We start from the raw sequence: 21,784 nt of genomic DNA, 5'->3' as shown, positions 1-21,784 counted from the left end.
CGGACCGATCAGGAGAACGAACAGAACGACGAAGAACTGGAGGATGCGTTTCATAGTGGGTGTTTTGCAGGGACGATTCGAAAGTAAGATCGTGCCAGACCCTCCAAGGTTTAATACGGTTAATGATAGTTAATAAAAAGACCCGCCTTTTGGGCAGGTCTGAGTAAGGTATTTCCAGGATCAGCAAGCCGATTTACCAGCCGAGCAGGTACGCAAATACCAGCGGGGCCACGATGGTGGCGTCGCTTTCGATGATGTATTTGGGCGTGTGGATGTCGAGCTTGCCCCAGGTGATCTTTTCGTTGGGATGCGCACCGGAGTAGGAGCCGTAGGAGGTCGTGGAGTCGGAGATCTGGCAGAAATAGCTCCAGAAGGGAATCTCGTGCATCTCCAGGTCCTGGTACATCATCGGCACCACGCAGATGGGGAAGTCGCCGGCGATGCCGCCGCCCACCTGGAAGAAGCCGATGCCCTTGCCGGCCGAGTTGTCTTTGTAGTAGTTGGCCAGCCATACCATGTATTCGATACCGCTTTTCATGGTGCTCGCCTTGATCTCGCCTTTATATACATAGGAGGCGAAGATGTTGCCCATCGTGCTGTCTTCCCAGCCACCCACCACGATCGGCAGGTTCTTCTCGGCCGCGGCGATCATCCACGAGTTCTTCGGGTCGATCTGGTAGTATTCCTTCATGACGCCGCTGTTGAGCAGGTCGTACATGTATTCGTGGGGGAACTTGCGCTCGCCCGAAGCATCGGCATCGTGCCACAGCTTGGCGATGTGCTTCTGGATGCGGCGGAAGGCTTCCTCTTCGGGGATGCAGGTATCGGTAACGCGGTTGAGGCCACGCTCCAGCAGGTCCCACTCCTGTTGCGGCGTCAGGTCGCGCCAGTTGGGGAGTCGCTCGTAGTGGTCGTGGGCCACGAGGTTCATGATGTCCTCTTCGAGGTTGGCGCCCGTACAGGAGATGATGTGGATCTTATCCTGGCGGATCATCTCGGCGAGCGAGATGCCCAGTTCGGCAGTACTCATGGCACCGGCCAGGGTAACCATCATCTTGCCTCCTTCGAGGAGGTGGGTTTCGTATCCTTTGGCCGCATCCACGAGGGCAGCAGCGTTGAAGTGTCGGTAGTGGTGGGTGATGAACTGCGAAACGGGTCCTTTAGTCATGATCGATTTTTTCAGAGGGCAAAAGTACGTTTTTGCCGGCCCGAACAACGGTTCTTTCCTTACCTTCCCGCCATGAGCGCTATGCGCATCCTTAACTTCATCCGGACCGGCGAATTCCTCTACAACCGCAAGCTGGCCTATGCCTTATGGTTCGGTCTTTCGCTCATTGCCCTCATCCGCATCCTGGCCGCGGGCGAGATCAATATCTACCTTATTTACAAGTACTCGTTCTTCCATATCCAGGAGCACAAAAACCTGTACCCCTTCTACCCAGCCGAGTATGGCGACCAGTTCATGTACGGGCCCCTCTTTGCCCTGCTCATCGCACCCTTTGCGCTGCTGCCCGACAAGCTGTCCGTAGTGCTGTGGGTGGCCCTCAACGTGGGAATGCTCTTCTGGGCGATCCGCCGGCTGCCGATGCACCGCGCCTGGAAAACCGCGATCCTGCTGTTCTGCAGCCACGAGCTCATGAACCACTCGGCCTGGCTCCAGGTCAATGCGCTGGTCTGCTCCTTCATTCTCCTCGGCTTTTCGTTTATCCTCGAGGGCAAGGAAGGGCGCGCGGCTTTCCTGCTGATGCTTGGCACCTTCATCAAGCTGTACGGGCTCGTGGGCTTCGCGTTTTTCTTCTTCAGCCGCCGCAAGGGGGCGCTGATCGGATGGGCGCTGCTGTGGAGCATCGTGTTCTTCTTCGCGCCGCTGCTGCTGACCTCTTTCGACTTCCTCGTGCAAACCTATAACGACTGGTTCCTCGCGCTCAAGGTGAAGGACGCACACAACACCGACCTGGCAAACGGCTACCTCTTCCAGGACATTTCGGCGATGGGGATGATCCGGCGGATCTTCGGCTTTGCCGCGCTCCGCAACAGCTGGGTGATGATCCCCGGGGGCCTCCTGTTTCTCACGCAATACGCTCCCTTCCGGCACTGGGGCGACCTGCGCTACCGCCTCTACCTGCTTTGCTCCGTGCTCCTCTCAACGGTCATCTTCAGCTCGGGCGCCGAATCGCCAACCTATATCATCGCCCTGCCGGCCATTTGCATCTGGTGGTGCCTGCAGCCCAAGACGAAGCTGGTGAACGGCTTTTTCCTCTTCGCGCTCTTCCTCACCACCTTTGCCTACAGCGACCTGTTTACGCCCTGGCTACGCAACAACGTGCTGCGGCCGTACTCGCTCAAAGCGCTTCCTTCCGTCATCACCTGGGTCATCATTCTCGTGCAGATTCACCGCAGGCAGTTTCTCCGCGCACTCGACCCGCTGTCGGGCCCACACCGTCTTTCTACGGTTTCAACGGCTGCCTGAGGCCACCCGTCTGTCAGCTCTTCCTTTTTTGGGCCGAATAGCGTATCGTTGCAGCGCAATTAACATTCATTAACGTTGATGTTTCCGAGCAGCTTGCGTTTGAGCCAATTCCAGTACCGGCAGATCCGGCTGGGTAAATTCCGCCTGAGCGGCGCCACCGTACTCTGGTTCGGGCTGGCCCTCATTGCCACGCTGGCACAGGTGGGCCGTCACTCCTATAAAAACTACCTCATTTTCAAAGGGGTCTTCTGGCACCTGTGGGCCGGCACCAACCTCTTTGCCGAATACCCCGCCGAATACACAGACACGAACCACTATGGCCCGGCCTTCGCGCCGATCATCGCGCCTTTTGCTGTACTCCCCGACTGGCTCGGGGTAACGCTCTGGTGCCTCGTCAACGCCGCGGTGCTTTGGTGGGCCGTGAAGCGGCTGCCGCTTCCCGACCGCAGCAAGCTCCTCATCCTATCGATCGGCGCCGTGGAGATGATGACCGCCACCCACAACGTGCAGTTCAACACGATGCTGACCGGCTTGCTGGTGCTGGCCTGGGTGGGCGTGGAAGAGGAAAACGACTTCTGGGCCACGCTCGCTATCGCGATCGGCTTCTTCGTCAAGCTGTATGGCATCGGCGGCATCCTGTTTTTCTTTTTCTCCAGGCACAAGCTCAAATTCATCGCCTCCTTCCTCTTCTGGTGCGCCGTGCTTTTTGCGTTGCCGATGCTCTTTTCGTCGCCGCAGTTTGTGCTGCAAAGCTATATCGACTGGTACCACAGCCTGCAGGCGAAAAACGCGCAGAACGTGGTGTTCGAGGCCAACAGCGGTATGCAGGACATCTCGGTGATGGGTATGATCCGGCGTATGAGCGGGCACGTGATCGACAACTGGCCGGTGCTGCTGCCCGCGGGTGTTCTTATCGCCGCGCCGCTGCTGCGGCTGAAGCAATACCGGCACCGCGGCTACCGCCTCAGCTACCTCGCCATCGTGCTGATCTCGGTGGTCATTTTCAGTTCCTCGGCCGAATCGTCCACCTATGTCATCCCGGTCATCGGCGTCGGCATCTGGTATGTGCTCAACCGGCGTCGCCATTACCGCTGGGCCCTTTTCCTGCTTGTGCTGGTGCTGCTGCTGACCGAGCTGTCGCCCACCGACCTGTTTCCGGCCTATATTAAAGTACATTACATACGTGCCTATTCGCTGAAGTGCCTCCCGGTTTTTGCCGTGTGGTGCTGGCTCATCGCGCAGGTGGCGCGCACTGATTTTTCCCGGATGCATAACCTCGAAGCCGCATGAGGCACGTCGACATCGTCATACCCGTTTTCAATGAATCCGAGAACATCGCGGCGCTTGTGACCGCGGTAAAATCGGTGATGGAAGAACTCCCGTATTCCTACGGGTTTATCCTCGTAGACGACGGCTCCTCCGACGGCACGCTCTCCGTGCTGCAGGGGCTCGCCGCCATCGACCCGCGTGTGCACTACCGCTCCTTCAGCCGCAACTTCGGCCACCAGGCGGCGCTGAAGGCCGGTCTTGATCAATCCACCGGCGACTGCGCCATCTCGCTCGATGGCGACTTCCAGCATCCGCCCGAGCTCATACCGGAGCTGCTGCAGCGCTGGGAAGAAGGCTTCGACGTGGTCTACACCCTGCGCCGCGATGGCGACCGACAGGAGAGCTCGATGAAGCGATGGACCTCCGACCAGTTTTACAATTTCATGAACCGGATGGCCGACCTGGAGATGGAGAAAGGCTCGGCCGACTTCCGCCTGCTTGACCGCAAATGCGTGCTGGTGCTGCAGAAGATGGCTGAGCATGAGCCTTTCTTCCGCGGCCTCGTGAAGTGGATCGGCTTCCGGCAGGTGTCGGTTGAATACCAGCCGCACCCGCGCCGCGCCGGCCGCTCGAAATATACCTTCCGCAAGATGATGCGCTTTGCGCTGCAGGGCATCACGTCGTTCAGCACGAAGCCGCTTTATTTCGCCGCCTACCTCGGGTTTGTATTCGCGCTTTTATCGGTGCTGTACCTTCCCTACGCGCTGTTCTCCTACTACATGGGGCGTGCCGTCAGCGGCTGGACCTCAGTGATCGTTACCATCACGTTTTTCGGCGGGCTGCAGCTGTGCATCCTTGGCATCATGGGACTTTACCTCGGCAAAATATTCATGCAGGGCAAAGGCCGCCCGATGTACCTGGTAAAAGAAGAAGCATGAAACGACCCGCGCTGCTCCTGTCCTTCGACGTCGAAGAATTCGACATGCCGCTCGAATACGGGCAGGAGATCCCGGTGGCTGAGCAGCTGGAGGTGGGCCGTGCCGGGTTGCGCGAGCTGCAGGCGCTGCTGGCCGATTACCCGCAGGTGCGCGGAACGCTCTTTACCACCGCCTTTTACGCCCAGCAGGATCCCGAAGCAATGCGCGCGCTCGCGCAGCGGCACGAGATCGCCTCGCATACGTTTTACCACAGCCGCTTTGCCACGCAGGATCTCTGGGAGTCGCGCACGGTGCTCGAGGCGATCACGGGCAGCCCCGTGACCGGTCTCCGGATGCCGCGGATGCGGCCTGTGCCGATGACCGATGTACGTGAAGCCGGCTACAGCTACGATTCGTCGGTGAATCCCTGCTGGCTCCCCGGCCGCTACGACAACCGCCACCTGCCACGCGGGCCCTACACCGAAGACGGCATGCTCCGCTTCCCGGCCTCGGTAACGCCGCGCCTGCGGATACCGCTGTTCTGGCTCGCCTTTAAAAATGCGCCCTACCCGGCCTTTCGCAGCTGGGTGCGCGCAACACTGAAAAAGGACGGCTATGCCTGCCTGTATTTCCATCCCTGGGAGTTCACCCGGCTCGATGGCTACCGGATCCCGGGCTACGCCAAGGCCCGCGCCGGCGCGCCGCTGCAGCAGCGCCTCCGCCGGCTTATTGAAGATTTTTCAAAAGATTGCGACTTCCTGCCGATGGCAGAATATATCAAGGGGGAAGGTTTAGGGAAGGTGTAGAAAGGTTCAGGACAGGTTCACGAAGGTTCAGGAAGGTTTTGGAGGGTTTTGAGCGGTTTTGGAAGGTTGGTAAAGCAGTCCCCTCAACTTCCGGCTTCGCACTTCCGCCTTAATCACCGGCAACAAAAAAGCCCCCGTAAAAACAGGGGCCGCCAAAACACACACTAAAACGACTTTCAGATTTTTGCAACCTTTGTGTAGGTGGCCCACTCGCTCTTGTCGCCCGAGCGAAGGGTGATTTTCATATCAGCGTTTTCCAAGGTGGCATAATAAAAGGTGCCTTCGTCGGTAGCATATTCAAACAGCTCGGTGATCCAGCTGTCTTTACTTTCTTTCTTGAGGGCCGCCTGCAGCAACACGGGGAGCTGGCTCACGGTGATGTTGCGGGTGAGGGCGATGAGCTCGCCGCCGGAATTATAGTAGGCGTTGATGTACTGGCCATCGAGGGTGAACTTGGCGGTGTAGAACTCGCGGGAGGAATTCCAGGTTACCTCGCGGGCATTGCCGAAGGTATTCTGGAAGGATTCGAGAACGGCCGGGGTGACTTCGGTAACGGTACCGGCTTTACAAAGAAGCGTACTGAGGGAGGCGATGATGATAAAGAGGAATTTCATGACTAAGTATTTGAAGGTTTTTTGAAATTGTTCGTTGGTTTGACGGTTCAAAAGTAGAATGCGTTACAGGGGGTGGCAAGCCAAATGGGAGGAACGGAATCCGCTCCGGGCGCGCATCTCCGCTTTAACTCATATGTTAACGGCGGACGAATTGTCGTTTTCCGGGTATGAACAAACAGCCCTTTCTGATGAACGCCCCGGATGCCGGCGCGGCCAGCCGGTAAGGGGCGGCGGATATTCGCAAGGATGAACTGCTGAAATGGATGGATGAACGGAAAGGGGCTACCTTGTAGTCATGAATTACCTGGCCCATGCCTACCTGTCCTTCGGCGATCCCGCCCTGCTCGCGGGCAACATGATCGCCGACTTTGTGAAGGGCCGCGCGCGCCACGACTTCCCGGCCGGCATCCGCGCCGGTATCGAGCTCCACCGCCGCATCGACGAGTTTACCGATAGCCACCCGGCCACCCGTTCGGCCAAGGAATTCTTCCGGCCGCACTACCGCCTGTACAGCGCACCGATCGTCGACATCGTGTACGATCACTTCCTCGCCAACGATGCCACGGCCTTTCCCGATTCCGCCGCCCTCGAGCACTTCGTGCAGGACACGTACCGCACACTCTCCGGTTTTGCGGAGTGGTTCCCGCCGCGGTTTGCGCGGATGTTTCCCTACATGCAGGAGCAGAACTGGCTCTATCAGTACCGCCACAGCGCCGGGATCGCGCAAAGCCTCGGGGGACTTGCCCGGCGCGCCTCCTGGATGGGCGAGCCACAGGTGGCGGTGGCCCTGCTGGAGTCGCACCACGGCGAGCTCCGCGCCTGCTACGAAGCGCTGGCGCCCGATGTTAAAGACTTCGCAAAAATGGAAGCGGACGCCCTCGGCGGGTACGAGCGGTGACACGCCGTGGGCGGCGCCCGTTACCTTTGTGGCTCACGCTCAGCCCATGAAATACTTCTTCCTCGTCATCGCATTATTCGCCGCCGGGATCGCCGGGGCCCAGGGAACGCAGACAGGCGCAACCACGCTGCCCACGCTCGATAAGTCGCCGATGGATATGGCTTACTACCCGGTCAACTACCCCATCCTGAAGATCCAGAACAAAGCCTCCGAGCCGCTGCTGGCGCGCGCTATCTACAGCCGCCCAACCAAGAACGGCCGCACCATCTTCGGTGAGCTGGTACCTTATAATGAAGTATGGCGACTCGGGGCCAACGAGGCCACCGAAGTGGAATTCTTCCGCGATGTGCGCGTGGGCGGAAAGAAGCTGCCCAAGGGTAAGTACACCGTGTATGCGATCGTGGCGGCGCAGCAATGGACCGTTATCTTCAACAAGGAAACCGATACCTGGGGCGCTTTTCATTACGACGAGAAAAAAGACGCCGCCCGCATTACCGTACCCGTGGAAAAGCTCCCGGAAGTGGTGGAGCCCTTCACGCTTTTCTTTGACAAAGGCACTGCCGGCCCCGACCTCGTGATCGCCTGGGACACCCAGCGCGTGACAGTGCCCATCGCGGTGAAGTAAGGCTTCGGCTTCGCTCAGCCTGAAAAAGCACTTTCTCGTCTTCAGCAGAGCACTCTACTCTTCGGCTTTGCTCAGCGTGACAAAGTGCTTGCTCGCATTAAGTAGAGCATTGTACTCTTCGGTTTCGCTTCAGCTGAATGCAGCATCTTTCAATATAACCTGAGCCGCGCTGCCCGTGTTCCTGCAGCCCCGCGACCGCCTCTTGGCCGGGTCCGGTAATAATCCGTATTTTTTCGGCATGAAACGATTGGTTGTTCTTTGTTGCTGGTTGCTGGCCGCCTGCGCGGATGGCGGCGATCATACCACCGCGCAAACCGATACACCGGGCCGGCAGCGCGATACCAATCCGATCCCCGCAACGATGCGCATCAACGACCTGTCGCCCGTCGACCTGTCGCCGCTCGATATCGCCTACTTTCCCGTCGACTACCCCGTACAGAAGATGACCGGCGCTACCAGCGGCGGCCCGAAAGCCCGCGTGATCTACAGCCGTCCGCACAAAGGTGGCCGCGTGATCTTCGGCGGGCTGCTCAAGTACGGCGAGCCCTGGCGTCTTGGCGCCAACGAAGCCACCGAGCTGGAGCTCTTTGTTCCGGCCACGGTGCAGGGACAAACCGTTCCGAAAGGCCGCTACGTGCTTTATTGCATCCCCGGTCCCAACGAATGGGTGATCGTATTCAACCGGAATATCTATAGCTGGGGCCTGAAGACCGATGCGACGCAGGATGCCTTCCGCTTTACCGTGCCTGTGCTCGGCAAGCAGCCGCCCCTCGAGCACTTCACCATGGTGTTTCAGCCCGCCGGCGACGGCGCCGACCTGGTGATGGGCTGGGACGATGTGCGCACGCGGCTTAGCTTCGTCTTTAAATCCTGAGTATGTGCGGCCTCGCCGGTATTGTTTCTGCCAGCCCGCAGCGCGTAGCTGCCGCCAACCTGGGCGCAGCGATCGGCTGCCTGCGCCACCGCGGCCCGGAGCCCGCCGCTTTCTGGACCGATGAGGGCGGACACTGCCGCTTCGCCCACGGGCGCCTGTCGATCATCGACCCCGACCCGCGCTCGCGCCAGCCCTTTTCCTATGACAGGTTTACGGTTGTGTATAACGGTGAGTTGTATAACTACGTAGAGCTGCGCGATGAGCTCCGTGCGCTGGGACACTCGTTTCAAACGGCCTCCGATACCGAAGTACTCTGTGCCGCCTGGGCCGCCTGGGGGCCGGCCTCCCTCGACCGCTTCGATGGCGCGTTTGCCTTCGCCCTTTGGGATCCGCGCGACGGCTGCCTGTACGCCGCCCGCGACCGTTTTGGCGAGAAGCCCTTCTACTTTTATTTCGACGACGATACCCTGCTCTTTGCCTCCGAGCTCCGCGGGCTCTGGCAGCTGGGCGTGCCGCGCCGCGCCAACGACCGGATGGCCTATAACTTCCTGACGCTTGGCTACGTAGTCAACCCGGCCAATGCGCTCGAGACATTTTACCAGGACGTGTCGAAGCTTCCCGCGGGTCACTGGCTGCGCTACGAGCCGGGGCGCGAAACGCTCGAGCTGAACCAGTTCGGCTATATCGCCATCGACGAGCGCGCGACGACCGACGAAGCCGCGATCGAAACCTTCCGCGACCTGTTTGCCACCTCGGTGCGCCGCCGCCTTCGCAGCGACGTGGCCGTGGGCACCTCGCTCAGCGGCGGGCTCGACAGCGCCTCCGTGCTGGCCTACTGCCGGCGCGAATCGGCTTCGCCCACCTATACACACAAGGCTTTCACGGCCGTATTCCCCGGCTTCGAGCGCGACGAGCGCAGGCTTTCGGAGCTGGTGGCTTCGCGCTTTGGCGTGGAGCAGCATTTTATCGATATCAAAGACGAGGAAGTACCGGGCCTTATGGACCGGGTGCAGGCGCAGCAGGAAGAGCCCGTTGGATCGGCGAGCGCACTGGCGCAATACGCCGTGTTTGCTGCGGCTAAAAAGGAGGGAGTTACGGTGCTGCTCGACGGGCAGGGTGCCGACGAGGTGCTTGCCGGTTATGAAAAGTACTATCGCTGGTACTGGCGGGAGCTGCTTAGCGCCGGTACGCTGGGAAAGAGCGGAGAGCTGGAAGCGGCCCGCGCCCTCGGCGTGCCCGAAACCTTCGGCGCGCTAAACCGCCTCGCGGCGCGGATGCCGCACTTCAGCGCATCGCTGCAGGAAGGGCGCAGGGCGCGGCTGGCGGCACGCATGCCCTTTCTCCATCCCGACTGGGCCCGCCGGCACCGATCTGATAGTTACTATATGCTCCCGGATACGTTCACGCTCAACGGGGCGCTGCACTACAACACGTTTACCAACGGCCTGGAGGAGCTGCTGCGTCTTGCCGACCGCAACAGCATGGCGCACAGCCTCGAGCTGCGGCTGCCCTTCCTGAGCCCCGAGCTGGTGACCTTTCTCTTCCAGCTGCCGGCGCGCTTCAAGATCCGCGAGGGCCGTACGAAATGGATCCTGCGCAAGGCCATGGAAGGAGTGCTGCCCGACGAGCTGTTGCGGCAACCGCGCAAGACCGGCTTCGAGCCGCCGCAGGCCCGCTGGATGACGCTGCCGGCGGTGCAGGAGCGGATCCTGGCTGCGCGGCGCAAGCTCGTGGAGGCCGCTGTGCTCGACAGCTCGGTGCTTGCTCAAAAAGTACAGCCGCACGGGGCGTATGCGGCTGCCGGCCCCGATTGGAAGTACTGGGCCCTGTCGTATCTCTACTAAGCTTTTACCATCTTCTTCTCCTGCGACATATAGCCGGAATTGTCGGCAATGATTGTCGTCCAGTTGCTGCGCGATTCCAGTACGATGTGGTACTCGGTGCGGTCGCCGGTTGTGACTTCGGTGACGCCGTGCACGCGCTGACCTTGATAGTTGCTCTTCAGGCGGGTGAGGATGTTGAGCGGCAGCTGCTGCTCGAAGTAGTAGCGGATCGTTTGCACCGTGTTGCCTTCGGCATCGAAGCTGGCGCGGGTAACGATGTCGTTGAACGTGAAGTGCGCTTCGTAAATACCCTGGTGCTCGCTCCAGCGAACGTCCTGCGCGGAGACGAATGTTGTGTTGAAGGTCTTCAGTACTTGCTGATTCAGAACGGGGTCGGGGGTGGCGAAGGCGCTGGCCGAAATGACCAGTGCAAACAGCGCGAAGAATACTTTTTTCATGATCTTGTTGTTTATGGGTTTCGATTGGTTTGACAAGACAAACGTAGATCGCCGGGGAGGCGATGTCAAGCGTTCCTACACGACCGGCCTGTTAAACATTCGCCAACGCCCGGAGGTCTACGACGAGCTTCGTTGAACTGTCGGAAATCGCTGATGAAGGGTCGGCAGGCGCGATGGAATGCCGGCTTGTTTCCGCCAAATGTTACACGACCCAGGGTTAATTGGGAGGGGCGGCAAGCGGGCCCGGTTGGTAAGTGGGAAAAATGCACCTTTGAAGCCGCAAGCCGGAAACATTGACGTCATTGCGAGCGCAGCGAAGCAATCGGTTTCTTTCCGAGGCAGATTGCTTCGCTGCACTTTGTTTCGCTCGCAATGACGGTTACCAGCGTTTCCGACTTCCGACTTAAACACTTATTCTATATGCGTATTGGTACCAAGTTCATCCACGCCGGCGCGGAGCCGGATCCTACTACCGGCGCGATCATGACGCCGATCTACCAGACCTCTACCTATGTGCAGTCGGCGCCGGCCGAGCACAAGGGCTATGAATATGCCCGGAGCCAGAACCCCACGCGAACCGCGCTGGAAGCGGCGTACGCCGCCATCGAAAACGGAAAGTTCGGACTCGCCTTCGGCTCCGGTGTAGCGGCCACCGATGCGGTGATCAAGCTGCTGCAGCCCGGCGACGAGGTCATCACGGGCAACGACCTGTACGGCGGCACCTACCGCCTCTTCACCAAGGTGTTTGCCCGCTTCGGCATCGTGTTTCATTTCGTAAACATGCAGGACGCCGAAAGCATCCGCCCGCTGATCAACGAGCGAACGAAGCTGATCTGGGCCGAGACGCCTACCAACCCGCTGATGAACGTTACCGACATCGCGGTGCTCTCGTCGATCGCCAAGGATCACAAGCTGCTGCTCTGCGTCGACAACACGTTTGCCTCGCCCTTCCTGCAAAACCCGCTCGACCTGGGTGCCGATATCGTGATGCATTCCGCCACGAAGTACCTCGGTGGCCACAGCGATGTGATCCAGGGCGCGCTGATGATGAATGATGCGGCGCTTCGTGAGCAGCTGTATTTTATCCAGAAAAGCTGCGGCGCCGTACCGGGCCCGCAGGATTGCTTCCTCGTGCTCCGCGGCATCAAAACGCTGCACGTGCGGATGCAGCGCCACTGCGAGAACGGCGCGAAGGTGGCCCACTGGCTGCGCAACCATCCCAAGGTGGCCAAAGTATACTGGCCCGGCTTCGAAGACCATCCCGGCCACGCCATCGCCAAAAAGCAGATGCGCGACTTCGGCGGCATGATCTCCTTCGAGCTGGTTAACGACAGTGTGGACGAAGTAAAGCGCGTACTCTCCTCGACCCATGTATTTTCCCTCGCCGAAAGCCTCGGTGGCATCGAGTCGCTGATCAACCACCCGGCATCCATGACGCACGCCTCGATTCCCCGCGAGGAGCGCCTCAAGAACGGACTGAAGGATTCGCTGATCCGGATCTCCGTAGGTATCGAAGATGTCGAAGACATCATCGCCGACCTGGAGCAGGCTATCGGCTGAAAAAGCTGTAAGCCGGAAGGCAGAAGTTGAAATCGGAAAGCTGCCATCGGGCAGCTTTTTCTTTGCACTGTCCGCGGGCTAGCTTTGCAACACATGACCCGTGCTGAGCTCAAATTCTTTCTCGACCGCAAAGTAGCCGAGTACAACCGTCCCGCTTTCATCGCGGCCGACCCGATCTCGGTGCCGCACCGGTTTACGGCGAAGCAGGACATCGAGATCGCCGGCTTCTTTTCGGCGCTCTTTGCCTGGGGCAACCGCACAACCATCATCAACAAAAGCAACGAGCTGATGGAGCTTATGGACAGCGCCCCGTACCAGTTTATCCGGCAGCACGAAGAGCTGGACCTGAAGCGATTCCTGTCCTTCAGGCACCGCACCTTCAACCCGACCGACATCCTGTACATGATCGCTTTCTTTCGCCATCATTATGAACGAAGCGATACGCTGGAGACTGCGTTTGCACCGGGCGTATTCACCACGATGGAAGATGCGCTCAACGGATTCCATACGTATTTCTTCAGCCTGCCCGATGCGCCGCCGCGTACGCGAAAGCATATCGCCGCGCCTTTTAATGGATCTACCTGCAAGCGGCTGAACATGTACCTCCGCTGGATGGTCCGGGCCGACAACAAGGGCGTCGACTTCGGGCTCTGGAAAACGATCCGTCCCGAAAGCCTCATCATGCCCATCGATGTACACGTGGCTCGTGTGGCCCGCCGCTTCGGGTTGCTGGAGCGCGCGGCTACCGACTGGGCCGCCGCGGTGGAACTAACGGAGCGCCTGAAAGAATTCGATGCGCGGGATCCCGTCAGGTACGACTTCGCCCTCTTCAGCCTCGGCGCCGGTGAAAAGTTTTGAGAACCCCGGAGCGACAGGGCTTTGTTTCGCAGGAAGTGAGGGTTGCAAGATCACAGCAAGCGGAGGCCGCACGCAGCGGCAATAGTTTGCGCCCGCTGCGTTCTTTCGGCGGTCGTCGTTGTAACTTGGCGCATGACCCCGCTCGAAAAGCAGATTGCATCGATCGATGCGTTGATGACCGAGGAAGATGCGCGCTTCCTGCGCCTTGCCGAGCTGCTCAATGAAGCTGTCCTGTACGAGTTCGACACGGTCGTGCGCCTCCTCTACCGGACTGACGTAGCCGAAAAGAAAGTGCGCGCGGCGCTTGCGGCCGGCGGTGCCGATGCGGGGACCATACTCGCGCGGCTGCTGCTGGAGCGCGAGCGAGAGAAAGCCGCCTCCCGTGCCCGCTACAAGCGCCCGCCGGGCGATATCCCGGAAGATGAACGATGGTAGGGGCGTCTGCAAATCAAATAGTCTGCTGATCTGCTAATAGGTTCTGGCTATCGGGTGATTTCTTAGCAGACTTGCAGATCGGCACATTAGCAGACTACCCGCGGCATGAGTTTTTTGCATCTCCTGCAAACCGGAATTTATGCAACGCGACGGCGCTACGACAAGTCTTTGGCAGGGAACTACCCCCGATCAACCTACTGCTCCGGCGGTGCTGCCTACCGAGCCGGTCGACGTCGTGATCGTCGGCGGCGGCATCAGCGGCCTGGCAACGGCCCTGGAGCTGCAGCGGCAGGGGCGTACCTGCGTTATCGCGGAGGCGCATACGCTGGGCTTTGGCACCACGGGCGGAACGACGGCCCACCTCAACACCTTCTTCGATACCACTTACGACCGCGTCGAGTCGGACTTTGGCGAAGACGCCGCGCGCCTGCTTCACACGGCCGCGCGCTCCGCCCTCGACCTCGTCAAGCGGAATATCGCCGAGCTGGGTATCGACTGCGATCACGGCGAGCGGGATGGGTACGTGTATGCCCAAACGCTTGACCAGGAGATCGAGCTCAGCAAGATGTTCCAGGGCTCGGTGAACGCGGGTGCCGAAGTGGAATATTCGGAGACCATCCCGGTGCCGCTGCCTTTCCGCAAGGCGATCGTATACCGCCGCCAGGCACAGTTTCATCCCACGCGCTACATCATGGCGCTGGCGAAGGCCTTCGAGGCGGGCGGCGGCATCATCCTTACCGGTTGCCGTGTGAATGATTTCGCCGACCAGGACTCCTACCTTAACGTGCATACTTCGCTCGGTACGATCCCGGCCCGCTGGCTCGTGTGGGCAACCCACATTCCACCGGGGATCAACCTGCTTCACTTCCGCAACGCACCTTACCGCAGCTATGCCCTCGCCGTAACGCTCCGCGAAGGCGTGTATCCCAACGCGCTTGCTTACGATATGTACGATCCGTATCACTACTTCCGAACGCAGGAAGTGGACGGAACCAACTACCTGATCGTGGGTGGTGAGGATCACAAGACCGCCCACATGGCCAATACCGAGCAGTGCTTTGCGCAGCTCGAGGCTTTTGTGCGCAATCAGTACGCGGTCGACAAAGTGGCCTATCGCTGGTCGTCGCAGTACTTCGAGCCGGCGGACGGCCTTCCGTATATCGGGCACCTGCCGGGCAACCCTAAGAACGTGCTGGTGGCCACCGGCTACAGCGGCAATGGCATGACCTACAGCCATATCGCCGCGCAGCTGCTGACCGACCTCATCGTGAAGCGCGAAAGCGGCTATGAAAAGCTCTTCGCGCCGGGACGTGTAAAGCCCGTAGCGGGCTTCATGGACTTTGTCAAAGAAAACGCCGACGTAGTGGCCCAGTTCGTAGGCAAGCGGCTCAAAGCGGAGAAGCTGCACGAGCTCGCCGAACTGGCACCGGGCGAAGGACGGCTCGTCAAATTCGAGGGCAGCAATATCGCACTGTATAAGGACGAAGCCGGCAAGCTTTACGCGCTCAACCCCGTGTGCACCCATGCAAAGTGCGTGGTGGATTGGAACAGCGCCGAGCGAAGCTGGGACTGCCCCTGCCACGGAGCGCGGTACTCCATCACCGGCGAGGTAGTGACCGGTCCGGCACGTGCAAGTCTGGAGAAGATCGACCTGGATGACCTCTAAGGAACTTCGGGAGAGAACGAATGCAGATTTGTTATGAATAAAGCGGATTTTCCTTTGCGAGGGTGAGCAAATCCTAACCAATCTCAATAGATCTGCGTATCCGCCAGCTGACGGATCGGCGTTCTTTCCCGCCCCGAACTTTCCCGCTTTCCCTTTGTTTTAACCGCATGAGTGTTTATGTCATGAAGCAGGTGCAGCGAATGCCCGTGTCGATCGATGCGGCCTGGGACTTCTTTTCGCACCCGAAGAACCTGGCTACGATCACGCCACCGAAGCTCAACCTGAAGTTTACCAATACGCTTCTTCGCGAGGAGACCTATCCCGGCCAGCTAATTACGTACAAGGTGCGGCCGCTGCTGGGCATCCCGCTTTTCTGGATGACCGAGATCACGCATGTGGACAAGCCTCACTATTTCGTCGATGAGCAGCGGAAGGGACCCTATTCGGTCTGGCACCACGAGCACCACTTCCGCGCGATACCGGGTGGCGTGGAGATGACCGACCTCATTCACTACCAGCTTCCCTTTGGCTTCCTGGGCCGCATCGGAGCCTCCTTCGTCCGGAAGCAGCTCGAAGACTTGTTTGCCTTCCGGCGTGAGAAGATCATACAGCTTCTTGGAAGCCTGGAATAGCGCGAACAGGAGCGTTTTACTGATGCAAAAGGATTCATCTTTGCGCCATGATCTACCACGTGACCACTGCGGCCGAATGGGCGGCCGCACAGGCGAAAGGATACTACGAGGCCGCCTCGCTCCCCATCGAGGGCTTTATTCATGCCAGCGCCGACGAGCGCCAGGTGCAGGGCGTACTCCAGCGCTACTTCGCCGGGCAATCCAACCTCGTAAAGCTCACGATCGACCCGGCGCGCCTGCAGCACGAGCTCCGTTGGGAGCTGGCGCCGTCGGTGAACGAGGAGTTCCCGCATATCTACGGACCGCTTAATGTGGATGCAGTTGTAGCGGTGCAGCCGCTTGACTGATGTAGGATCTCGGATGTCGGATTTAGCTGGCGCCGGCTTACTAAATATAAAAAGAGTCGCAAAGCGACTCTTTTTATATCTGCGATCTACATCAGAGATACTACATCAGAGATCAGAGATATCAGCCGGGCATTCGGGCAATGTATTTTTCGATCTGCTTGATCTGGTCTACGATCTGGGGCGTCGTCGGCTTGCAGGCCTTTGCCTTGCGGAAGAACTCCTTGGCGGCGCGGAACTCGCGCTTGTTCATCATGATGCTGCACATCTGCAGGTAGGCGGCTGCCTGGCTTTCCTTGTCGTGCAGGCCCTTGCGCAGGGCTTCGCGGATGTAGCGCTCGCCGGTGCGCAGGTCGTTCTTCTGCATCGCCAGCATTCCCATCTGCAGCAGCGAGGCGCCTTCGGCCTCCTTCATCGGCATACCGAGGTCGAGGCCTTTCTTCATGTGCTTCTCGGCATTGTCGTAGTCCTGGTTCATCATGGCGATATTGCCCTTCAGCGTGTAGTACACCGAGCGGATCGGCTTGTACAGCAGGTTGGGAAACTTCACCGAGTCGATCACCTTCTGGGCTTCTTCCATATTGCCGCTCTCCATGTGTTCCTGGATAAGGCGCAGGGGGCCGAAAAAGAAGTGGCCGAAAATGAGGATGGCACCAACAAGGTAGAGGGGGAATACGGGCCAGAAACCGCTGACCGTTACGTTGAGCACGATGCCAAGCACGATGAGCGCGATGCCCAGGGGAAGCCGGAAGCGGATGAGGGTATTATAGAATTTCATAATTATCGAAGGCGGGCAAAGATACGCCCCGGGGCCCATACCGCCTAGCCCGGCCGCGCCGCAAACGCCCCTGCGTATGTCGCGGCCGCCCCGCTATTTACGGGCGAAGTGGGCTAGGTTTGTACCACCAGTAAAATTCCCGTTATGCAGAAGATCACGCCTTTCCTGTGGTTTGACGGCAATGCCGAAGAAGCCGCCCGCTTTTATACGTCCATATTCCCCGATGCCCGCATCAGCGGCGGTATGCCGGGTCCCGACGGCAAGCCGGTCGTTGTGGCCTTTGAGCTCGCCGGCCAGAGCTTTACCGCGCTCAATGGCGGACCGCAGTTCACCTTCAACGAATCGGTGTCTTTCGTCATCCATTGCAAGGACCAGGCGGAGATCGATTATTACTGGGAGCGCCTCTCGGCCGACGGCGGCAAGCCCTCGCGCTGCGGCTGGCTCAAGGATCCGTTTGGTCTTTCCTGGCAGGTGATCCCCGCAAACCTTCCCGAGCTGCTCCGCCACCCGGGCGCGATGGAAGCCCTCATGAAGATGGATAAGATCGAGATCGCCGGGCTCGAAGCGGCGCAGCCGGTAGCTTAATCGATGCGCGTCCTGCCGATAAGATAATACGTGCCCGCACCCGCAGCGCGGATATGGCCGTCTTCTTCCAGGAACCGGATCGTACCCTCGTCGTGAACGTCGTCGCGGTCATGCGGCTGGTAGAGCATGCGGTCGTCCTGGTCGGAACTGGGACCGTAGGCCGGCGTGATCGTGCTGCGGAGGTAGGGTTGCTCTGCTGCCGGCTTGCGGAAGTAGGCGCCGATCTCGAAGCTTCCCTTGTCGGCCGTTCCGAAATAGCCGCCGCTTTCGCGGCTCATGTCGTAGTCAACGGCGCGCAGTGGCACCCGTGCCCTGGGCGAGAGGCGCACCCATCCCTGTCCAAAGGCAGCGGCAAAGCGGCTTTCCAGCGTGGTATGCATCGGGAACCGGTAGCTTCCGCCTTTCCGTATAAATACGGAATGGGTGCGGGCGCTGCTGTCGAGCAGCAGGTTGTCGCCCGAAAACCAGAAAAAGAGCAGGTCCTGCGTCGTTTCATTGCGTACGGTGAAGTTCACGGTGCCGCTCTGGTCGGGAAGTGACGTAAACGACGCATAGGGCGGACTGCCGCTTTCGGGCGTCAGAGCCTTGCCGTCGTGGCTCTGTTGGCTCAGCGAGTCGAGCACCGACAGCAGCCGGTCTTCATTGGAGCGGCTGTCGCGCTTCTTCAGCGCGGGGCGCAGCGTTTCACCGATGTTCGTTGAGCGCCTCGTAATATCATCGTAGCTCGAATAGCTTTTGGAGCGGCAGCTGTCCATGGAAGCAAAGCGCACGATCATCACAAGTATCCAGAACACGCCGAAAATGATGCGGCCGGCACCTGGTCCTTCGCGCTGGCTTGGCGGCGGCGCCGTGCGACGGTTGCTGCCGGCCGCTGCCGGTGCGCCGCGGCGTGCGTTCTGCTGCATGATGTGCGCCGCGTCGGCAACACGGTTCTTTACCGCCTGGCTCGTGTGGATCAGCAGGATCCGCTGGCATAGCTGGTCCAGGAAGGCCCAGGTGGCTTTGTGCTGCAGCCGTCCCACCAGTGCCAGCAATTGCGTCGCCACCTCGTCGCGCTCGGGCGCCAGCGCAGGCGGCAGGGCATTCATAAAATCGATCCAGGCCGGTGAATAGAGGAAGTTGAGCTCGTAGCGATCCTCGGCCTCGTAGCCCATTACGCAAATGCGGTTGAGCAATCCTTCGAAGTAGCGCCGCAGCTTTTCATACGCCGCCTCTTCGAAGTCGGGCAGCACAAAGGCGTGCAGGCCCAAAAGCTTTGCCAGACGCGCAGGCTGCACCTCGCGGATCAGGCGGCCCGTTGCGTCGCGGAAGGCGGCGGCAAAAGCAGGCGCGATGAATTCCGGGAAGCCGGGCTTGAAGCGGTAGGGGCGGAGCTCCGTCTCCAGCACGTCGACATCGCAGTCGGCCTTTTCCAGGAATTGCAGCGCCGAAGGCAAGGCGTACACAAGGCAGTGCAGCGACCATTGCTCTTCGCTCAGGTCCTGCAGCAGCGTGGCCACGTCGTTGCGCGTATAGGTTTCGCCATCCAGCTGCAGCTCGCCACCCGACAGCGACAGCTCCGCGACGAGCTTCTTGCGGGCGCGCACAAGGGTTTGCGGCGTGTAGGGCTGCAGCGGCTCGCCGGCATGCAGCACGAGGCGAACGGGTGATCGGTATCGTTCCAGTTCTCTATCCAATGCCGGTTCCTTTTATTTTGATGGCCTCAAGCTCGTCGGGGTCGTCGACAAGGTGCGAGAGGTGAATGGCAGCATTCCGCAGCTCCGGGAAGCGCTGCTGCGTGAGGGCTTCCTCGCCCTGCTTCATCAGCGTTTGCGCCACGGCGGGCTTGGTGAAGCTTTCGGGCGGAAGCTCGCACAGGTTGAGGAAGATGTTGGTGATGAAGTAGCGGGTGTTCGACAGGATACGCATCCTGAGCTGCTCCAGTGAATCGATCTTCGCGCGCAGCACCGACGAGCTGCGGCTGCGGAGGAAGACGGCCTCATCCTGCACAATGCGGTCGTAGTCGGCTACGAGCTTGTCCTGGTCGAGGTCAACATGCGGGAGTGTTTCGTCGCAGAAGTTCTTGAGACGCAGGTAATCGGCCTGCAGGGTATACACGCGCTGCTCGCTTCCGAGCGCGTCGTAGCGCGCCGAGATGCGGCGGCGCTCCTCGCTGATGGCCCACTTCTCATCGCCATTGTCTTTGTCGGAAACGCGCTCCAGTCGGGAAAGCAGCTTCTCGGCATCGTAAATACACTGCCGCAGCTCACCGCTCCATTCCGATTCTTCGTCGCGGCCTTTTTCATCGCGCAGCTCGGAGCGCATCTCGCGGACCAGCAGGCGCAGGTCGTCTTTGAGCCGAACGATGCTGACCTGCTTCTCGGAGGTGCTGAATACATTGCGGAATTCCTGGTCGGCCATCGCGAGGTACGCGGTGATCGTCAGGTCGCGCGACTCGTTCATCTCGAAGCGGATCTCCACATCCGATCCTTTGACGAGATCGGTCTTGAGGTCGGAGCCGTGGATCTCTATGGCGCCGATATGCAGGTTGCTGTGCGGGCGGCTGTGTCGTGTGCCCTCGAGCACGTTGATGACGAGGCTGTCGCGGCTTGCCTTCGATATCGTACGCGTAATTTCTTTATACACCGTTTTACGGAGCGGCAGGATGCTGTTGCGCTCGAAGAGCAGCTGGAGCTTGGTGCGGTTGTTCTCCAGGTCGTCGACCTCGAGGCAGATATCGTTGGGCAGCGGCTGGCCGGCTACGTTGAACTTGCCATGCTGGATGGCGAAGGGCGGATGCGCTACGGGCACGCTGTTGTTCTGCGCATCGGTGAAGCGGATCTCGAAAAGATTTTTGCTCCCCTTGAGCAGTGGGAGAAACTCGCTGATGCGCGCACCCACGGGGCGCGTGCCCGAGTCGTACCCGCCATCGGCACGGGTGATGCGGTAAAAAAGCTGGCTGAAGTCGCCCTCTTCGGGGATGGCCATATAGAGCTCTTCGTCTTCGCTGCTCACTGTCGGGAATACCGCTTTTACGCGGTGGCTTGGCACGGCGTCTTCGGTTGTCGGCAGCGTATCGATGCTGCCTTCCTGCGCCAGGTGCGAGCCCGCAAAGTACGCGGCGCCGACAGCCACGGCGGTCGTCGGGTCGGCGTCGAAGGCAAGGGGGATGCCGGTTTGCGCGGCGACTTGCCCGCGCACATAGGGGATGTAGGTGGAACCGCCCACCATGATGATCTGCTGGATGTCGCCGGCCGCCAGGTTATTGCGTTGCAGCATCGAGCGGATAAGAGTGATGCTGGCGTCGGTCTTTTCGGCAAAAACCGGCTCGAGGTCTGCTCGACTGACACGCATATAGATCTCCTTGCCGTCGGGCAGCGTGAACTCGATCTCCGTCTCGGCCTGTACCGACAATTCCTTCTTGGCGGTTTCGGCCTTGTACTGGAGCACGAAGAACAATCCTTCGTAAGCGCCTTCGCGCTGGCGGATGGCTTCGGCGATCGATTCGTCGCCGGTTTGCTTCACGATCTCAGGTATGATCAGTGTTTCTACAATACCCGTGTCAAAGTCGAGGCCGCCGAGGAAGTTGTTGCCTTCGTGGTCTTCCACGCGCAGCTCGCCGTCGACCACGCGCACCAGCGCAACGTCGAAGGTGCCGCCGCCGAGGTCGTACACGAGCCAGCTGCCTTCGCTGGGAATGCCGTTGCGGCTTTCGTTGAAGTAGGCGAGCGAGGCTGCAATGGGCTCCTGCAGCAGGACCACCTCGCGGAAGCCCGCTTCGTAGCCGGCCTTCTTGGTAGCGTTCGATTGTATCGTATCGAAGGAGGCGGGGATCGTGATCACCACGCTGTCGACGGGCTCACCGGTATGCACAAAAGTTTTGAGCTCGCGGAGCACGAGCGCCGAAAGGCTCATCGGCGTGCTGCTGCCGCCGGTAGCTGTGATGCGGTACTGCTCGTCGGTGCCCATCTTGCGCTTGAAGGACCCGATCACATTGACGGGATCCTTGGCTACGAGCTCGCGGGCCTTTTCACCCACCAGCACACGGTCGCCGCGGAAAGCCACTACCGAAGGAAGCGTTTCCTTGCCGCTGAGGGGATTCTTGAATACCTGCACCTCGCCGTTCTGGAAACGGGCGATGAGTGAGTTGGTGGTACCGAGGTCGATACCGAAGTTGATGAATTTCATAGTGT

At 59.8% G+C, this 21,784-nt stretch carries 21 protein-coding genes; 15 read left to right on the top strand and 6 right to left on the bottom strand.

The genetic code is table 11. The features are described from left to right. Positions 1-193: 193 nt before the first annotated feature. Positions 194-1,168, bottom strand: coding sequence for a deoxyhypusine synthase family protein (locus tag ACYU7Z_RS10430; protein ID WP_460570139.1), 975 nt, complete (start codon positions 1,166-1,168; stop codon positions 194-196). A 72-nt stretch (positions 1,169-1,240) separates the two neighbouring features. Here ACYU7Z_RS10430 and ACYU7Z_RS10425 point away from each other — a divergent pair, with 72 nt between their 5' ends. The 4 genes from ACYU7Z_RS10425 (at position 1,241) to ACYU7Z_RS10410 (ending at position 5,462) form a co-directional block, all read left to right on the top strand. Beyond that, positions 1,241-2,470, top strand: coding sequence for a glycosyltransferase family 87 protein (locus ACYU7Z_RS10425; protein WP_460570137.1), 1,230 nt, complete (start codon positions 1,241-1,243; stop codon positions 2,468-2,470). 99 nt (positions 2,471-2,569) lie between these two features. Continuing rightward, positions 2,570-3,760, top strand: a complete 1,191-nt coding sequence (locus ACYU7Z_RS10420) for a glycosyltransferase family 87 protein (protein WP_460570135.1) — start codon at positions 2,570-2,572, stop codon at positions 3,758-3,760. Beyond that, entirely contained in the window at positions 3,757-4,677 is a 921-nt protein-coding gene (locus ACYU7Z_RS10415; RefSeq protein ID WP_460570134.1) for a glycosyltransferase family 2 protein, read from the top strand. Before ACYU7Z_RS10420 ends, ACYU7Z_RS10415 begins: the two co-directional genes overlap by 4 nt. Further along, positions 4,674-5,462: a polysaccharide deacetylase family protein gene (locus ACYU7Z_RS10410; protein ID WP_460570132.1), complete on the top strand. Its 789-nt coding sequence runs from the start codon at positions 4,674-4,676 to the stop codon at positions 5,460-5,462. The genes ACYU7Z_RS10415 and ACYU7Z_RS10410 overlap by 4 nt, the downstream gene beginning before the upstream one ends. Before the next feature lie 176 nt (positions 5,463-5,638). On the opposite strand, the gene ACYU7Z_RS10405 is transcribed toward ACYU7Z_RS10410, so the two are convergent. Next, positions 5,639-6,076: a hypothetical protein gene (locus tag ACYU7Z_RS10405; RefSeq protein WP_460570130.1), complete on the bottom strand. Its 438-nt coding sequence runs from the start codon at positions 6,074-6,076 to the stop codon at positions 5,639-5,641. 295 nt (positions 6,077-6,371) lie between these two features. Here ACYU7Z_RS10405 and ACYU7Z_RS10400 point away from each other — a divergent pair, with 295 nt between their 5' ends. The 4 genes from ACYU7Z_RS10400 (at position 6,372) to asnB (ending at position 10,317) form a co-directional block, all read left to right on the top strand. Then, positions 6,372-6,974, top strand: coding sequence for an acyl carrier protein phosphodiesterase (locus ACYU7Z_RS10400; RefSeq protein ID WP_460570128.1), 603 nt, complete (start codon positions 6,372-6,374; stop codon positions 6,972-6,974). 46 nt (positions 6,975-7,020) lie between these two features. After that, positions 7,021-7,599 carry a DUF2911 domain-containing protein gene (locus tag ACYU7Z_RS10395; protein WP_460570126.1) on the top strand — a complete coding sequence of 193 codons (579 nt, stop codon included), beginning with the start codon at positions 7,021-7,023 and terminating at the stop codon, positions 7,597-7,599. 238 nt (positions 7,600-7,837) lie between these two features. Beyond that, positions 7,838-8,473, top strand: coding sequence for a DUF2911 domain-containing protein (locus ACYU7Z_RS10390; protein WP_460570124.1), 636 nt, complete (start codon positions 7,838-7,840; stop codon positions 8,471-8,473). Between the two features lie 2 nt (positions 8,474-8,475). Continuing rightward, complete coding sequence (gene asnB, locus ACYU7Z_RS10385) at positions 8,476-10,317, top strand: asparagine synthetase B family protein (RefSeq protein WP_460570122.1); 1,842 nt, start codon at positions 8,476-8,478, stop codon at positions 10,315-10,317. Here asnB and ACYU7Z_RS10380 read toward each other — a convergent pair. Continuing rightward, positions 10,314-10,754, bottom strand: a complete 441-nt coding sequence (locus tag ACYU7Z_RS10380) for a hypothetical protein (RefSeq protein ID WP_460570120.1) — start codon at positions 10,752-10,754, stop codon at positions 10,314-10,316. The two genes, asnB and ACYU7Z_RS10380, sit on opposite strands and share 4 nt — an antisense overlap. A 420-nt stretch (positions 10,755-11,174) precedes the next feature. On the opposite strand from ACYU7Z_RS10380, the gene ACYU7Z_RS10375 reads away from it, so the two are divergent. The 6 genes from ACYU7Z_RS10375 (at position 11,175) to ACYU7Z_RS10350 (ending at position 16,252) form a co-directional block, all read left to right on the top strand. Then, positions 11,175-12,314 carry a cystathionine gamma-synthase gene (locus ACYU7Z_RS10375; RefSeq protein WP_460570118.1) on the top strand — a complete coding sequence of 380 codons (1,140 nt, stop codon included), beginning with the start codon at positions 11,175-11,177 and terminating at the stop codon, positions 12,312-12,314. 93 nt (positions 12,315-12,407) lie between these two features. Further along, the gene (locus ACYU7Z_RS10370) at positions 12,408-13,172 is read left to right on the top strand and encodes a DUF2400 domain-containing protein (RefSeq protein ID WP_460570116.1); all 765 of its coding nucleotides are present in this window, start codon (positions 12,408-12,410) and stop codon (positions 13,170-13,172) included. Positions 13,173-13,304: 132 nt separating this feature from the next. After that, the gene (locus ACYU7Z_RS10365) at positions 13,305-13,607 is read left to right on the top strand and encodes a hypothetical protein (protein WP_460570114.1); all 303 of its coding nucleotides are present in this window, start codon (positions 13,305-13,307) and stop codon (positions 13,605-13,607) included. Positions 13,608-13,746: 139 nt separating this feature from the next. Then, a complete protein-coding gene (locus ACYU7Z_RS10360) occupies positions 13,747-15,273 on the top strand; it encodes an FAD-dependent oxidoreductase (protein ID WP_460570112.1) in 1,527 nt (508 codons plus the stop codon). Between the two features lie 167 nt (positions 15,274-15,440). Continuing rightward, complete coding sequence (locus ACYU7Z_RS10355; protein WP_460570110.1) at positions 15,441-15,905, top strand: SRPBCC family protein; 465 nt, start codon at positions 15,441-15,443, stop codon at positions 15,903-15,905. 47 nt (positions 15,906-15,952) lie between these two features. After that, positions 15,953-16,252 (top strand): DUF952 domain-containing protein, encoded by a 300-nt coding sequence (locus tag ACYU7Z_RS10350; RefSeq protein WP_460570108.1) that lies wholly within the window; start codon positions 15,953-15,955, stop codon positions 16,250-16,252. A 121-nt stretch (positions 16,253-16,373) separates the two neighbouring features. On the opposite strand, the gene ACYU7Z_RS10345 is transcribed toward ACYU7Z_RS10350, so the two are convergent. Further along, positions 16,374-17,027: a tetratricopeptide repeat protein gene (locus tag ACYU7Z_RS10345; RefSeq protein WP_460570106.1), complete on the bottom strand. Its 654-nt coding sequence runs from the start codon at positions 17,025-17,027 to the stop codon at positions 16,374-16,376. Positions 17,028-17,171: 144 nt separating this feature from the next. On the opposite strand from ACYU7Z_RS10345, the gene ACYU7Z_RS10340 reads away from it, so the two are divergent. Then, positions 17,172-17,612, top strand: coding sequence for a VOC family protein (locus ACYU7Z_RS10340; RefSeq protein ID WP_460570104.1), 441 nt, complete (start codon positions 17,172-17,174; stop codon positions 17,610-17,612). Here ACYU7Z_RS10340 and ACYU7Z_RS10335 read toward each other — a convergent pair. Both ACYU7Z_RS10335 and ACYU7Z_RS10330 read right to left on the bottom strand, forming a co-directional pair. Beyond that, a complete protein-coding gene (locus tag ACYU7Z_RS10335) occupies positions 17,609-19,288 on the bottom strand; it encodes a hypothetical protein (RefSeq protein WP_460570102.1) in 1,680 nt (559 codons plus the stop codon). The genes ACYU7Z_RS10340 and ACYU7Z_RS10335 overlap by 4 nt on opposite strands. Beyond that, positions 19,281-21,779 (bottom strand): Hsp70 family protein, encoded by a 2,499-nt coding sequence (locus ACYU7Z_RS10330; protein WP_460570100.1) that lies wholly within the window; start codon positions 21,777-21,779, stop codon positions 19,281-19,283. The genes ACYU7Z_RS10335 and ACYU7Z_RS10330 overlap by 8 nt, the downstream gene beginning before the upstream one ends. Between the last annotated feature and the right edge of the window lie 5 nt (positions 21,780-21,784).

It is taken from the genome of Flaviaestuariibacter terrae (assembly GCF_054777635.1).
Note: the sequence above shows the minus strand (reverse complement) of the source record. Positions and strands in the feature narration are given on the sequence as shown.